This window comes from Mycobacterium celatum, from assembly GCF_002101595.1.
Lineage (GTDB): Bacteria > Actinomycetota > Actinomycetes > Mycobacteriales > Mycobacteriaceae > Mycobacterium > Mycobacterium celatum.
In genome coordinates this window covers 1-14,592 of the sequence record NZ_LQOM01000014.1, presented here as the reverse complement: position 1 = coordinate 14,592, position 14,592 = coordinate 1, and the positions used below count along the sequence as shown (strand labels likewise).

The following is a 14,592-nucleotide window of genomic DNA, read 5'->3' as shown; positions in this document are numbered from 1 at the left end:
CCCTAAACTCAGGCCCCGAACAGCCGGCGCCGCAGCGCGGCCGCATTGCCGAAGATGCGGATGCCCAGCACCACGATGATCGCCGTGGATAGCTGTGTGCCGACGCCCAATTGGTCACCGACGTAGACGATCAGCGCGGCCACCAACACGTTGAACACGAACGACACCACGAAGACCTTCGGGTCGAAGATGCGTTCCAGATAGGCCCGCAGTCCGCCGAAGACCGCGTCGAGAGCCGCGACGACCGCGATGGGCAAATACGGTTGGATGGCCTCCGGCACGCTGGGGTGAAAGACGAGCCCCAGCACGATGCCGACGGCCAGCGCCGCAACACCGATCATCCGCGCCTGCCTCTTGCAGCTGATGTTTTCCTCACGAAGACCCAATCTCTTTGGCGAACTTGACATCTCGGAGCGCGCCGGCGGGCAGCGTGAGCCCGTCGCGGGCACTCACGTTGACACCCACACCATAGGAGGCCTCCAGCAGCCGCAGGCGGTGCAGGCCCGGACTGCGGTCGAAGGCATCCTGCATGGCGTGCGGTGGCCCCACCGCGAGGATCGCGTACGGGCTGCCGACCGGGTTATTGTCGACCAAGATCGCGCCGCCCGCTTGCCGGATGGTCACGTTGGGCCCGATCCGCACACCGCCGACGGCGATCGCCTCGGCGCCGCTGGCCCACAACGAATTGACGACGAGCTGCAGGTCGCGGTCCAAGATGATCTGTCGGCTTCCGGCGACGCGTTGCTTAGAGACATCGGAGAGGTTGGGCCCGGCGCCCGGGTCGGTCACCGTCACGACGAGCCCCGGCCCGATCACCGGGCCGCTGGCGGCGGCCAGGCTGAGCGCGTCGAGGCTGGCGAGCAGCCGCTGACCCTCGGCGTCGTCGACGAGCGTGCGCCGCTGAACGTCGTCGACCTGTGCCGCCAGCGCGTTGCGGCGCGCACTCAGCTCACCGGTGGAGGTCTCCTCGGCGCGCACGCTGCGCAGCAGCACCTGCTGGACGGAACTGACGCCGGGCGCCACCAGCCGGGCCTGCGCGACGGCCGCGGCGAACACCGCCGCCACCAGCAACGCCGCCAGCGCCTGCCAAATCCAGCCGGCAACTCGGCTTCGCGGCACGTCCGCGCGCTCCCGCCGGGCGGCCGCCGCCGCGTAACCGGGGTCCAGATGTTCGGAGAGCAGGGCGCGCAGCAGCGACGGCACGGGGATGAGCTGTGGGCGCCCCGCCTCGTGCACGTTGCGGCCGGCGTCGGGGTCGTAGCCGCCGAGCGTCGGGTTACCCATGAGCGCCTCCGGCCTGCACCCTGGGCAGTCGGCGTACCACCAAGACCATCTGCGCCACGTACAAGATGAACGACCACAGGTACATGTAGAGGCCCCAGATCAAAAACGCCCAGCCGCAGGCGAGTATGACCCGGCTCCACTGCGCGTCCCACTGGCCCAGCAGGATCAGCGGAAAAGCCGACATCAGCGCGAACGTCGCGGCCTTACCGATGTACAGCACGGGTAGCGCGGTGAACCCGCGGGTGCGCAGCACCGGGAGCTCGGCGGCCAGCAGAGCGTCGCGCGCGAACAACACCGCGATGATCCACCACGGCACGATGCCGCGCAGCCCGAACGCGACCGGGATGCTCACCATGTAAAGCCGGTCGACCGCCGGATCGAGCAACTCCCCGAGCCGCGACGACTGGTCCAGCAGCCGGGCGATCTTGCCGTCGGCCCAGTCCGACGCGCCGCTGAACACCAGGATTGCCACCGCCCAGGCGTCGGCGTGCGCAACCAGCAGCAGATAGTAGAAGACCGGGATCAAGACCAGCCGGATCCCGCTCAGGACGTTCGGCACGGTCAGAACCCGATCGCGCGCGCCTGAGGGCCCCATGAGCCGTGACCCTAGCCGAATTGCCCGGCTCCTCCTCATCGCGATCCGCGCTCTGCATCGCCGCTAGCCCTACGGCGGCGACCCGCTGCGCCCGGCTCCGCCGCACTTGCGATCGCCGCTAGCGGAACACCCCGGGCAGGCTCAGCGCGGAAAGCGTGTCGTCGGCCAGCGGGTTGTCGTGCACCATGTAGGTCCACGTCGACGTCGGCCGCGCCAGCTTGGACAGGTCCACGCCGGGCTCCTCCTCGATCGCCGGGGAGGTTTCGAAGGTCTGCTGGGCGGCTTCGATCGCGTCGGCGGCCAGCGACGCGAACGCGTCGACCGCCATCCGGTGAAACTCGTCGAGCGGGTTCTGCCGGCCCAGCGCCCGCAGGTGGATGCTCTCCCTGATGTCGGCCAGATAGGCCAGATGGTCGGCCCAGCCGCGGTCGAGGTGATAGAGCATGATCAGCCGGCAGATCTTCTCCAGTTGTTCTTCGGAGAGGGTTTTCGCCAGCTCTTCGTAGCGTTTGGGCGCCAGCTCGGCGAGCTCTTCGCGCGCGGTTGCGGTGGACAGCAACGTGTTTCGGCGTTCGACGATGATGGCGCGCTGCTGGGCGATCAACTGGTTGTAGCGCCACGTGTTGGCGTGCACGTCGAGCATCCGGCCCTCGGCGACGCGCTGGGCGTGGTCCAGCAGCCCGGCCGCCTTGGGGCTGATGATGCGCCCGTCGTCGTCGGTCTGGGTCGGCAGCTTGCCCTGCTCGAGGTTGGCGGCGACGACGTCGTCTTCCCAGCTGGAGAAGAACACCGTCGAACCCGGGTCGCCCTGGCGCCCGGCGCGCCCACGCAGCTGGTTGTCCAGCCGTTCGGTGTTGTGTCGTCCGGTGCCGATGACGTGCAGCCCGCCCAGGTCGGCGACCTTGTCGTGGTCGGCTTCGTCGGAGCCACCGAGGCGGATGTCGGTGCCGCGCCCGGCCATTTGGGTCGACACCGTCACCGCGCCGAGCTTGCCGGCCTCGGCGATGATCCGGGCTTCTTCGGCGTCGTTTTTCGCGTTGAGCACGACCGCGGGGACGCCACGTCGCAGCAGCCGCTCGTGCAGCTCCTCGGATTCGGCGACGTCGCGGGTGCCGACCAGCACCGGCTGGCCGGTCTCGTGCACCTCGATGATGTGCGCGATGATCGCGTCGTTCTTGGCCGCCGCAGTGATGTACACGCGGTCGGCCTCGTCTTCACGAATGTTGGGGGTGTTGGGCGGGATTGGCGACACACCGAGCTTGTAGAACTGGCGCAACTGTTCGCCGGCGGCCAGCGCGGTACCGGTCATGCCGCACACCGTCTCGTACCGGTTGATCAGGGCCTGCACGGTGATGGTGTCCAGCACCTCACCGGTTTCGGTGGTCTCGATGCCTTCCTTGGCCTCGACCGCGGCCTGTAGCCCGTCCGGCCAGCGCTGCAGCTGCGCGATGCGGCCGCGGGAGGCGTTGATCAGGTGAACGGCGTCGTCACGCACGATGTAGTGCACGTCGCGCTGCAGCAGCACATGCGCGTGCAGGGCGACGTTGACCTCGGTGAGCGTGGTGCCGACGTGCTCTTCGGAGTACAGGTCGATGCCGCCGAGCTTGGCCTCGACGTAGCGCGCGCCGTCCTCGGTCAGATGCACGTTGCGGCCCTCGGCGTCGGTCTCGTAATGCTTGCCCGGATGCAGCTCGCCGACCAGCCGGATGATCTCCAGCCGTGGGGTTTCCCGGTGCGTGGTGCCGGCCAGCACCAGCGGCACCAGCGCCTCGTCGACCAGCACCGAGTCGGCCTCGTCGATCAGCGCCACGTCCGGGTTGGGCGACACCAGATCGGCGACGTCGGTGACCAGCTGGTCGCGCAGCACGTCGAAGCCGATCTCGTTGACCGAGGCGTAGGTGACGTCGCACTGGTAGGCGGCGCGCCGCTCCTCGGCCGTCGACTCGGCGGTGATCCAGCCGACCGTCAAACCGAGCGCCTCGATCAGTGGGCCCATCCACTCGGCATCGCGTCGGGCCAGGTAGTCGTTGATCGTGACGACGTGCACGCTGCGGCCGGCCAGCGCATAGCCGGCCGCAGCGATCGCCCCCGCCAGGGTTTTGCCCTCGCCGGTGGCCATTTCGATCACGTCGCCGGCCAGCATGCGCAGCGCGCCGAGCAGCTGCACGTCGAATGGCCGCAGCCCGGTGGACCGCTCGGCGGCTTCGCGGGCGATGGCCAGGAACTGCGGGATGTCCTTGGCTTCGGCGAGGTCGTCGAGCTTGAGCAGGCCGGCGGCCTTGCGCAGCTGCTCGTCGTCGAGGGCGGCGGCCTTCTCGTCGTATTCGGCCGACGCTTTCACCTCGGAGAGGGAACGGGTTTGGTTCTTCTCCGTGCTGGCGCCGAGCAGTTGCCAGAACCTGCTGCTCAGCCGACCTGGTTTGGCGCTGGTGGTCTTCGGCACAGCACAACGGTACTCACGCCTGGCGCGAGCGTGCGTGTCGCCGGGCGACACGCCGGCCTCATCACCGGATCTGCGCACGCTCGCGGCGGAGGGGCGGCAGCCTTTACGCCAAATTCGATCGGCGGGGGTAGGCCACAGCCGGGTCGGTCAGCACGTTGACGACGGCGGGCAGCCCGCTGCCGAACGCCCGCTCGAGCGCGGGCCGAAGCTCGGCGGGTGCCGACACCAGCTCGCCGTGGCCGCCCAGCGCGCGCACCACCTCGTCGTAGCGGGTGCCCGGCCGCAGCTCGGCGACCACCGAATAGCCGTACAGCGCTTCCATCGGGTGCTTCTCCAGCGCCCAGATGCCGTTGTTGCCGATCACCGAGACCACCTGCACGCCGTGGCGGACCAGCGTGTCCCATTCCATGCCGGAAAACCCGAACGCGCCGTCGCCCTGCAGCAGCACCACCTGGCGGTCGGGCCGGGCCAGCTTGGCAGCCAGCGCGTAGCCGGGCCCGGATCCCAGGCAGCCGAACGGGCCGCTGTCGAGCCAGGCGCCGGGAACGTAGCTGTCGATCACCCGGCCGGCGTAGGACCCGAAGTCGCCGGCGTCGACGACGACGATCGCGTCGCGGTCCAGCAGCGGGGCCAGCTCGGCGTACACCCGCATCGGGTGCAGCGGGGCCCGGTCGTCGACCAGCTCGGCCTTTTCGGCGTCGCGGGCCGCGGTCTCGGCCGACCGGAGCTCGGCGATCCAGTCGTCGTGAGTAGTGCCCGTCGTTGTGCTCAGCGCCGGCAGGATCGCCGACAGGTCGCCGTAGAGCCCGGCCGCGATCGGGCGCGGATGGCCGCGCTCGGGCTCGAGGCGGTCGGCCACGATCAGCTGCGTGTCCGGCCCGAACACCCCGCCGAAACCGAGTCGGAAATCCATCGGCACCCCGAGCACCACGGCAACGTCGGCCTCCCGCAACGCTTTTGAACGTGCCCGAGAGAACGCCATCGGGTGATCGGCGGGTACAGTTCCGCGCGCCATCCCGTTCATCAGCACGGGGATACGGCACTGCTCGACCAGACGCAGCAGCGCGGCTTCCGCATGGCCCCACCACACGTTGGTGCCGGCCATGATCACCGGCCGCCGCGCGCCGGCCAGCAGGCTCGCGGCCCGGTCGAGGGCGTCGCCGTCGGGCGCCGGCGCCGACGGCAGCGTGGTCAGCGCACCGGGGGCGCCATCGTCCTCGGCGACGGAAAACACGTGGTCCATCGGGAAATCGACGAACGCCACCCCCGACGGCGCAGACACCGTGGCCCGCAGCGCCTCGTCGACGAGCCCGCACACCGCGTCGGCCGACTGCGCAGTGGCCGCGAACCGGGCCAGCGGCGCCACGAACGGGACGTGGTCGATCTCCTGCAGCGATCCCATGCCCCACCGCAGCGCCGGCGCCCGGCCGCCGAGCACCAGCAGCGGCGACGAGTTCTGTTGCGCGGCGGCCATCGCGCTCATCCCGTTGGTGACGCCCGGGCCGGCGGTCAGCGCCGCCACACCCGGCAGCCGCGTCACCTTCGACCAGCCTTCCGCGGCGAAAGCGGCGGTCTGCTCGTGGCGGGTGTCGATCAGCCGGATACCTTCGCTGCGGCAGCCGTCGTAGATCGAGAACAAATGGCCACCGGACAAGGTGAATATCGTGTCGATGCCGCTGGCTTTCAGTCGGCGCGCGATCAGCTGCCCGGCGTGCAGCGTGGCGCTCGGGGCTTCGGTGCTCATCCGGCGAGCCTAACGGCGGTTGCGGTAGCTTCGCGGAAAAGTTTCGTCGGCAAGAGGTAGGCGCAGTGGAGCTGTTCAAACCGTCCATCGATTGGGGCCATGCCCTGGTGGATTCGTTGTCGTGGGTAGCCCTGGCGTGGGTGATCACCGCAGTGTGCGTCGTCGCGGTGCTCGTGGTGCTGCGGTTCGTCACGCCCTGGGGCCACCAATTCTGGCGGATCAGCGGCGGCTATTTCACCGGCCGGCACAGCCTCCCGGTGTGGCTCATGCTCGGCGTGCTGCTGTTGTCGGTTGTCATCGCGGTGCGCCTCACTGTGTTGTTCAGTTACCAGTCCAATGATCTCTATTCGTCGGTACAGACCGCCGTGCAGGGCATAGCGACCGGCAATGAAGCGGTGAAACAATCTGGTGTGCATGGCTTTTGGATGTCGCTGCTGATCTTCAGCATCATGGCGGTGCTACATGTGATGCGGGTGATGCTCGACATCTACCTGACGCAACGCTTCATCGTTTCGTGGCGGGTCTGGCTGACCGAGCGGCTCACCGGTGACTGGCTGACCGGACGGTCGTATTACCGCGGCCGGTTCATCGATTCCACCATCGACAACCCGGACCAGCGCATCCAGCAAGACATCGACGTGTTCACCACCGGTGTGGGCGCCACACCCAACGTGCCGTCCAATGGCACCGGCAGTGTGCTGCTGTTCGGTGCCGTCAATTCACTGCTGTCGGTGTATTCGTTCACCGCCATTTTGTGGAATCTATCCGGCACGCTGACCGTGTCGGGTTTTAGCATTCCCAAAGCGTTGTTCTGGATCGTCATCCTCTATGTCTTCGTGGTCACGATCATTGCTTTCTGGATCGGCCGGCCGCTGATCTGGCTCAGTTTCCGCAACGAGCTCACCAACGCCGCATTTCGCTACGCGCTGGTGCGTGTGCGCGACGCCGCCGAAGCCGTCGGCTTCTACCGGGGCGAGCCGGCCGAACGGGTGCAGCTATTGGAGCGGTTCCGGCCGATCATCGACAACTACCTGCGATTCGTGAACAGGACGATCGGGTTCTCCGGGTGGAATTTGTCGGTGAGCCAGGCGATCGTTCCGCTGCCCTGGTTAGTGCAGGCGCCGCGGTTGTTCTCCGGGCAGATCAAGTTCGGCGACGTAACGCAGTCGGTGATCGCTTTCGAGAGCATTCACGACGGCCTGTCGTTCTTCCGCAACGCCTATGACCAATTCGCCAGCTATCGTGCCGCGATCATCCGGCTCAACGGGCTGGTCGAGGCCGACGAGAAAGCCCGCGAGCTTCCCGAGATCTTCACCACCGCAAGCGCCGACGGCGACGTCGACATCGAAGGCGTCGAGGTGCGCACCCCTGACGGCGACCAGCTCATCGAATCTCTGGACGTGCACCTGTCGGTCGGCGACGCGTTGGTGATCACCGGACCCTCGGGCAGCGGCAAGACCACCCTGTTGCGCAGCCTTGCCGAGCTGTGGCCGTACGCGTCGGGCACGTTGCGGCGACCGGCTGCCCCGAACGAGACGATGTTTCTGTCCCAGTTGCCTTATGTGCCGCTGGGTGATCTGCGTGCCGTGGTGTCGTACCCGGCGTCGTCCGGTGAGATTCCCGACGACGCGCTGCGCGACATGTTGGTCAGAGTCGTGCTGCCACATCTCGTCGACCGCCTCGACGAGGAACAGGATTGGGTGAAGGTGCTTTCGCCCGGCGAGCAGCAGCGGGTCGCTTTCGCCCGGGTGCTGTTGACCAAACCCAAGGCGGTATTCCTCGACGAGGCCACCTCGGCGATGGACGAGGGCCTCGAGTTGGCGATGTATCAGTTGCTGCGCAACGAATTACCGGACACGATCGTGGTCAGCGTCAGCCATCGCAGCACGGTCGAGCCGCATCACGACCGTCGGCTGCAGCTCCTCGGCGAGGGCCGGTGGCGGCTCAGCCGGGTCGAGGAAGAACCGGTTCGGGTGTAGTCGTTTGGCGAACAGACGCAAAGTCTCCCGACACGCCGAGAAATAAGGCCACTTTACGTCTGCTCGCGCAGGGACGTTGCTGCGTGCGCGCCGGCGCGGCGGCCGAAGAATGATCCCTCGCCCAATTGCGTGCCGCTGGCGTATCCCTTGCCGTCCTGGGCGATGTTGGACGCGCACGCCCCGACCGCGTAAAGCCCGGGTACGACGGTGCCGTCCTCGCGCAGCACCTCACCGTCCACCGAGGTGGCCAGCCCGCCGAGGGTGAACCCGGCATACATCGCCTTGCCCAGCGACAGGTCGAACGCCCCCCAGGGCCCTTTGTCTTGCGGCGCAAGGAATTCCGGCTGCTTGTGAAAGTCGGGGTCCTCGCCGCGGGCCGCGAACTCGTTGTAGCGATCCAACGTCGCCACCAGGTTGCCCGCCGGGATCCCAAGCGCGGCCTCCATTTCCGGCACCGTCTCCCAGCCGTCGATCAGCGGGACCAGCGGCACCTGGGGACGCTCCAAGTGCGCCTCGTCGACGATCAGGAACGCCGCGCTGTCCGGTTGGTCCATCACGAAACCCGAAGTGCGCGAATGGTAGGAGTCTTCGGCGACGAACCGCTTGCCCAACTGGTTGACGATGATCCCGGTCAGCAGGATCGACGGCGGATACGCGGGGGCGGTGATGAAGATCTGATCCATATGCGCCGTGGCGCCGCCGGCCGATACCCCCAACCGGATACCGAGCCCGTCGTCGTACGTATTGCCCAGCACGAACGGTTTCTCGGCCAGCTTCGGTGTGTAGGTCGCCACCATGTCTGGGTTCATCACAAACCCGCCCGCGGCGATGATCACCGACTTCGCCTGCACGGCACCGGTTTCTGCGAAGTGCTTCCAGGTCACCCCGGTCACCGCGCCCGACGAGTCCACCACCAACCCCGTCGCACCGGTTTCGTAACGGATCTGCACGCCGAGGTTTTCGGCTCGCTTGAGCAGCAGGTCGATCACCAGCTTGGCCCCTTCGGTGTCGCCGGGCACCGGGACCTTGTGGCCGCGCGGGGCCGGAACCGCCTGATCCTTGAACGGCCACACCTTTTCGTTGCCCGTGTACATCAGCCCCTCGGTGTTGGGCTGGATCACCGCCTTCTCCGGGTAATAGCTGCGCTCGAACTGAAAACCCAAGTCCTCCAGCCAATTGAAGTGCTCGACGCTGCCGTCGCAGTAGGCGCGGATCTTCTCGTGGTCGGGTTCGCGCGACACCGCGACCAGATACTTGTACATCTCCTCCGGTGAATCGGCGTGGCCCGTCGCCTGCTGCACCGCGGTTCCGCCGCCGAGGTAGAAGTGGCCGCCGGCCATGGCGGTGGTGCCGCCGGCCGCCGCGGCCCGCTCCAGCACCAGCACCCGCGCGCCGGCGGCCGCGGCGCTGACCGCTGCGCAGCCCCCCGCGATGCCGAAGCCGATCACCACCACGTCGACGTCATCCGACCACGACGACACCTCGTCCGCGTTGACCGTTGCAGGTATCTGGGTGCTCACCGCTGCTCCTGTTTGATGTAGTTGAAAAACTGCCGGACCTCGTCACCGATGTGCGCGATCTCGATGAACGGCACACCGGCGTGCGGGGCAGACACATAGGCGAATCGCATACCGCCCGGCATCACGCCCTGCTGCGCCACGGTCGCGCCGTGTTCGGCTGCCGCGGCCACCATCGCGGCAAAGCGTTCCGCGTTGTCCGCCTCGACGCAGATGTGGTGCAGACCGGGCCCGCAGTCCCGCAGAAAGTCACTATAGATGTTAGGGCCGCGGACCGGCTGAATCAGCTCCAGCTGCATGTCGCCGAGATAGCTAAGCGAAATGCTGGCGACGAAGTCGGCAGGCTTGCCGTAGTAGCTGCAGGTGTCAGGCGCAAAGTGCACCTCGGGCATCCGGATCCACTTCTTGACACCTAACAGGCCGGTGAGAGCGTTTTCGGTGGCGTCCAGGTCGTGCGTCACCCAGGCGATCTGCACCGGCGACTCGACGGAAAGGCTCATCGCCTCGCAGGATAGCCCAGCGCCGCCCCGGCAGAAAGATGTTGCCACACGCGGCTGCCAACGGCGCTGCCACGGCGGGCTGAACACGTTCTAATTCGGGTCGTTCAATGTTGGGTGAGCAGCCCGACCAACAGCCGCACCTGCGCGTCGAATACCGCCTGCGGGTCGGTCAGCCTGGTTGCGCCGTACTGCCCGAACACCTCCAGGCTGATCGCGCCGACCACCCCGGCCCAGATCACCAGGCACTTGGCGACGACTGAATCGTCGCCCGGAAAACCGAACTGATGGCGCAACCTTTCGAAATCAGTCGACATCGGCTGCGGCGCAAGGTTATTCGTCAAAACGATGTCGCCGGTGGTGATGCCGGCCGCGACGGCGTCGAGCAATGCGCCGACCACCCGGCTGCCCGGCGCGGTGTCCTCCGCCGGCGCGGCGCGGCCGGGCGGCGGGCTGCCGTACAGCAATGCCCAGCTGGCCGGGTGGGCAATGGCCCAGCCGCGGGCGGCGTGTGCAATCGCTATGACGTCGTCGCCCCACAGCTCGGGCATCGCGTCGCGGGCCCGGTCCACGGCGTCGGCGAGATCGGAACGGGCGTCGGCCATCAGCAGTGCCAGCAACTGGTCGCGGCTCGACACATATCGATACACCCCCGAGGACACCATGCCCAGCTCGCGGGCGATCGCACGCAGCGACAACCCGGCCGCACCCCGGTCCACCAAGTGGCGACGGCCAAGCTCGATGATCTGCGTCTCGATCCGCTCGCGCGACTCGCGCCGTGTGCTCATCGGGCCAAGTCTGACACGGCAGAGATCAGTGCTCTTGTGTTCTTGGCATCCCGGTAGCGGACGCTTACGCGGGTGAGCTCGGCGCTCCCGGCTGTCCCCCGACGTCCTCAAGCACCTGCTGCGATGTGACCCGCCAGGACACCGCCGCGGGCAGATCACCCCAGGTGCTGTTGAAAATCCCGACCATCCGGGCGGGACCGGCGCCGCTGATGTACACGGGTCCGCCCGAATCGCCCTTCTGGCTGACCACACCGTTGCCCATGGTGAACCAGCCGTTGTTGACGCTTTCGACGGTTCCGCAGCTTTCGCCGGTGACCACGCCGAAATGGCAGACCGCGTCGCCGGGCTTGACGGTCAGGCCGGGATCGGACTGTAAGGGGCGCCCGCCCGGCAGCACGTTGTTCGCTGTGACATCGCCGGCCAGCACAATCGACTCGTAATCGGCAATTTGCTGGTCGGTGGCCACCGTCGAGCCGTTGGGCGTGTTGTCGCGGTATGTCGCGAGGCTGCCGATGACGTTGTTGTCCTTGTCGGTCACCGGACCGTCGCCTCGGCAGTGCCCGGCGGTGAACGCGATGTGGTAGGCCGGGTCGACATAGCCCAGCGTGCACAGATGATTGCCCTGGTGGATCTCCATCCCGGGGAATACCGACACTGGCTCGGCGCTGGCCACCATCGGCGGCAATCCAGCCGCCGGCACAGCGGCGGCGATCATCGCGACAAACGCGCGCAGTGGCTGGCGGCGCACCGTCGACTCCGATCCGTCGGGGGCCGGCATGGTGCCGACCGGCTGGTGAGGTTATCGACGCAACGCTTTCAAACGTTAGCGCCGGACGGCGCGGCGGCTCGTCCCGTCGGGAAAATCGCCGCGCTCGCCGCCGGCTGCGGTCAGGGAATGGTCAGCACCTGTCCAGGCTGGATCAGGTCGGGGTTGGAGATCCCGCTGGCGTCGGCGATCGCCTGGTATTTGCTGCCGTCGCCGTAGAAGCGCTCGGCGATGGCCCACAGCGTGTCGCCGGATTCCACGGTGTAGGTCCGCGCAGCCGGCTCGGGCTCCGGGGCGGGCTCGGGTTCCGGCGCCGGGGCGGGGGTGGGCTCTTCGGCGGCTGGTGTCACCTGGGCGGCTTCGGGTTCCGGTGGCGGCGGCGCGTCGGTCTCGGTCTTGGTCGACCAGGCCGCTTGGTCGCCGGCGTACAGCACCAGGTTGCGGTCGTCCTGCAGAACGAGCTTGACGTTCTTCTTGCCCTTGGTGTTGCTGGCCCACACCGGCTTGTCGGCGGTGTAGACAACGAAGTTGCCGTCTCGCTGCACCTCGGCGCGCACCACGTCCTGGCCGTTGGTACCCGTTGACCAGATCGCCTTGCCGCGCGACGCCAGCACCAGGTTGCCGTCGTCTTGCAAGGTCAGCGTGTAGGCACCGTTGTTCGAAGTGAGCGATTCTCCCTTAACGAGCTTTTGTCCTTCGGTGAGCGTATCTCCCACAGCATTCCCTTCTCGTCGTCGCGGTCCGGCCGAGGTTCGGCCGGGCCTCGTCGCGTGCACGACGTGCCAGAGCTTACTGATCTTGCTTTTGCAACGGGCGGTTTCGGCTCGCCGCAATCGGAACCATTGGCCTAACGCGCGGTTAACGCGCCGGCTCCCAGCCCGGTGGCCCGACGACATAACCCAGTCGATCGCGCAACCTGGTCGCTGACCGGAAATCGCGGGCGATCGCGAAATATTCGTGGGTCTGCAGCTTCCAGATGTTGAACGTGTCGACTTGCTTGGTCAGTCCGTAGTGCGGGCGGAACGTCTCCGCCTGGAAGCTGCCGAAGAGCCGGTCCCAGATGATCAGGATCCCGCCGTAGTTCCTGTCCAGGTATTCCGGGTCCATTCCGTGATGCACCCGATGGTGCGACGGAGTGTTGAACACGAATTCGAAGGGCCGCCACATCCGGTCGATTCGCTCGGTGTGCACCCAGAACTGGTAGATCAGGTTGACCGAAAAGCTGGCGAACACCATCCAAGGCGGAATTCCCAAGAGCGGCAAGGGAATCCACATCAGGATCTCACCGCTGTTGTTCCACTTCTGGCGAAGCGCGGTGGCGAAGTTGAAGTACTGGCTGGAGTGGTGCGCCTGGTGCGTGGCCCAGATCAGCCGGACCCGGTGGGCGATTCGGTGATAGCAGTAATACAGCAGGTCGACCCCGAGGATCGCGATCGCCCAGGTATACCAGCGGGTTGCCGACAAGTGCCAGGGCGCAACATACGCGTAGATGGCGGCATAGCCGAGCAGGGCCACAAACTTCCATCCGGCGGTGGTGGCCACCGACACCAGCCCCATCGAGATGCTCGCCCACGAATCGCGGGTGAGGTAGGCGCCCGACGCGGGTCTGTCCGCCCGCTCGATTTGCTCGAGTTTGCGCGCCGCGGTCCACTCGAGAATCAGCAGGAACAGGAAAAACGGAATTGCGAACAACACCGGGTCGCGCATCTGCTCCGGCAGCACGGACAGGAAATCCGCGATCGCAGTCACAGTCCACACTGTATGCCTCGGAGTGGGTCGGCCCCTAATTCGATTGCGCCGCAGGCGGCATGGGCTCACTCTGGTCGCCGGCATACCAGTGCACCGCGTAGACGCCCGGCTGCAGCGACAGCTCGGCGACAAGCTGCTCAAGCCGGGCCGGCGCGTGTCCGTCGGCCAACAGGTAAGCGGTCAGCGTGATGTTGTCGTCGGCGGCACGCCCGGTGTGAATTCCGCGCAGGGTGAGATCATTGCTGCTGGTTCGCTGCACGATCTGGGCGCGCGCATACTTCTCCGACTTGCGGCGACAGACCAGCTGAAGCTGATACGGCTGCTGGTCTTCGTCTTGTTCGACGACGTTGTCGCGGTCGATCAGGTGTCCGAGCGGGCGCCCCAGCAGATGGATGCCGACGATGGTTCCGGTGGCGATCAGGGCGAACAACAAGTGCCCGGCAGCGGCAAGCACACCCACCGCCGCCGAACACCACAGCGTCGCAGCGGTATTGAGGCCCTGCACGTTGAATCCGTGACGCAGGATGACGCCGCCGCCGAGGAAGCCGACACCCGACACCACGTAGGACGCGACCCGGGTGGGGCTGGTGTCGTTGGTGGCGACGGCGTAGAGCACGAACAAGGTTGATCCGGTGGCCACCAGTGCATTGGTCCGCAAGCCCGCCATCCGCGCCCGCCACTGGCGTTCGAGCCCGATCAGCGCGCCGCAGCCCACGCCCACGGCCAGCCGCAGCGCGAAATCGGCGATGCTCAGCGTCTGCATTGCATGACTCCCGTCGTGTCGACCGTCCTGCTCTAGTGTGGACGACTTCGATGACGACCGAACAGCGTGGCTCCGTATCGGAGCTTCCCAGCCACGGGTAATGCCTGCCCCTCTGTTCCTCTGGGAGTGGCGGCTGAACGAATTGTCGCTGATTCGAGGCACTTTCAGCATTCAATGGGTTAAGCCTGCAGCAAGCATCATGCCTGGGTTAACGGCGGATTAACCACCACGGTGCACGCTTGACCCGTTCGTAGCGGTAACCGAGGGTGACGTCCCGCACCGTCGCTCGGGTTATATGGGTCGTCGTGGTTGGATTGATCGCCGGGTCGTGTGCCCGTGATGCCCGGCTTTTTCGGCGGCGATTTCGGCGAGCACGGGCGCCACCATCTTGCACGGGCCGCACCAGGTGGCCCAAAAATCAACCAGCACAGGCGTATTACTTTTCAACACGTCGGTTGCGAAAGTCG

General features: G+C 66.8%; 13 protein-coding genes and 1 pseudogene. 1 reads left to right on the top strand and 13 read right to left on the bottom strand.

All coding sequences use genetic code 11. The annotated features are described in order from the left end of the window. Positions 1-8: 8 nt before the first annotated feature. The 5 genes from AWB95_RS02380 to AWB95_RS02360 form a co-directional block, all read right to left on the bottom strand. Complete coding sequence (locus AWB95_RS02380; RefSeq protein ID WP_062541418.1) at positions 9-341, bottom strand: small basic family protein; 333 nt, start codon at positions 339-341, stop codon at positions 9-11. 31 nt (positions 342-372) lie between these two features. After that, complete coding sequence (locus AWB95_RS02375) at positions 373-1,284, bottom strand: DUF881 domain-containing protein (RefSeq protein ID WP_085167589.1); 912 nt, start codon at positions 1,282-1,284, stop codon at positions 373-375. Continuing rightward, entirely contained in the window at positions 1,277-1,879 is a 603-nt protein-coding gene (locus tag AWB95_RS02370; protein WP_085167587.1) for a CDP-alcohol phosphatidyltransferase family protein, read from the bottom strand. Before AWB95_RS02370 ends, AWB95_RS02375 begins: the two co-directional genes overlap by 8 nt. A 118-nt stretch (positions 1,880-1,997) precedes the next feature. Further along, positions 1,998-4,322, bottom strand: a complete 2,325-nt coding sequence (gene secA2, locus AWB95_RS02365; RefSeq protein ID WP_062540580.1) for an accessory Sec system translocase SecA2 — start codon at positions 4,320-4,322, stop codon at positions 1,998-2,000. 103 nt (positions 4,323-4,425) lie between these two features. Beyond that, positions 4,426-6,066 carry an acetolactate synthase gene (locus AWB95_RS02360; protein ID WP_085167585.1) on the bottom strand — a complete coding sequence of 547 codons (1,641 nt, stop codon included), beginning with the start codon at positions 6,064-6,066 and terminating at the stop codon, positions 4,426-4,428. Between the two features lie 65 nt (positions 6,067-6,131). Here AWB95_RS02360 and AWB95_RS02355 point away from each other — a divergent pair, with 65 nt between their 5' ends. Further along, positions 6,132-8,045: an ABC transporter ATP-binding protein/permease gene (locus AWB95_RS02355; RefSeq protein ID WP_062540355.1), complete on the top strand. Its 1,914-nt coding sequence runs from the start codon at positions 6,132-6,134 to the stop codon at positions 8,043-8,045. Positions 8,046-8,098: 53 nt separating this feature from the next. Here AWB95_RS02355 and AWB95_RS02350 read toward each other — a convergent pair whose 3' ends face one another. The 8 genes and pseudogenes from AWB95_RS02350 to AWB95_RS02315 form a co-directional block, all read right to left on the bottom strand. Beyond that, positions 8,099-9,565, bottom strand: coding sequence for an FAD-binding protein (locus tag AWB95_RS02350; RefSeq protein WP_085167583.1), 1,467 nt, complete (start codon positions 9,563-9,565; stop codon positions 8,099-8,101). Next, positions 9,562-10,062 carry a VOC family protein gene (locus AWB95_RS02345; RefSeq protein WP_062541625.1) on the bottom strand — a complete coding sequence of 167 codons (501 nt, stop codon included), beginning with the start codon at positions 10,060-10,062 and terminating at the stop codon, positions 9,562-9,564. The genes AWB95_RS02350 and AWB95_RS02345 overlap by 4 nt, the downstream gene beginning before the upstream one ends. A gap of 104 nt (positions 10,063-10,166) precedes the next feature. Beyond that, positions 10,167-10,847, bottom strand: coding sequence for a TetR/AcrR family transcriptional regulator (locus AWB95_RS02340; protein ID WP_085167581.1), 681 nt, complete (start codon positions 10,845-10,847; stop codon positions 10,167-10,169). A gap of 64 nt (positions 10,848-10,911) precedes the next feature. After that, positions 10,912-11,625 carry an Rv1815 family serine proteinase gene (locus AWB95_RS02335; RefSeq protein WP_062539203.1) on the bottom strand — a complete coding sequence of 238 codons (714 nt, stop codon included), beginning with the start codon at positions 11,623-11,625 and terminating at the stop codon, positions 10,912-10,914. A 110-nt stretch (positions 11,626-11,735) separates the two neighbouring features. Further along, entirely contained in the window at positions 11,736-12,329 is a 594-nt protein-coding gene (locus AWB95_RS02330; RefSeq protein WP_139818447.1) for a LysM peptidoglycan-binding domain-containing protein, read from the bottom strand. A gap of 142 nt (positions 12,330-12,471) precedes the next feature. Continuing rightward, on the bottom strand, positions 12,472-13,320 hold the full coding sequence (locus AWB95_RS02325) for a sterol desaturase family protein (protein ID WP_099539805.1): 849 nt from the start codon (positions 13,318-13,320) through the stop codon (positions 12,472-12,474). A 76-nt stretch (positions 13,321-13,396) separates the two neighbouring features. Beyond that, positions 13,397-14,125: an MgtC/SapB family protein gene (locus AWB95_RS02320; protein WP_062538601.1), complete on the bottom strand. Its 729-nt coding sequence runs from the start codon at positions 14,123-14,125 to the stop codon at positions 13,397-13,399. A 345-nt stretch (positions 14,126-14,470) separates the two neighbouring features. Beyond that, positions 14,471-14,592 (bottom strand): annotated as a pseudogene (locus tag AWB95_RS02315) (thioredoxin family protein); the annotation flags it as partial.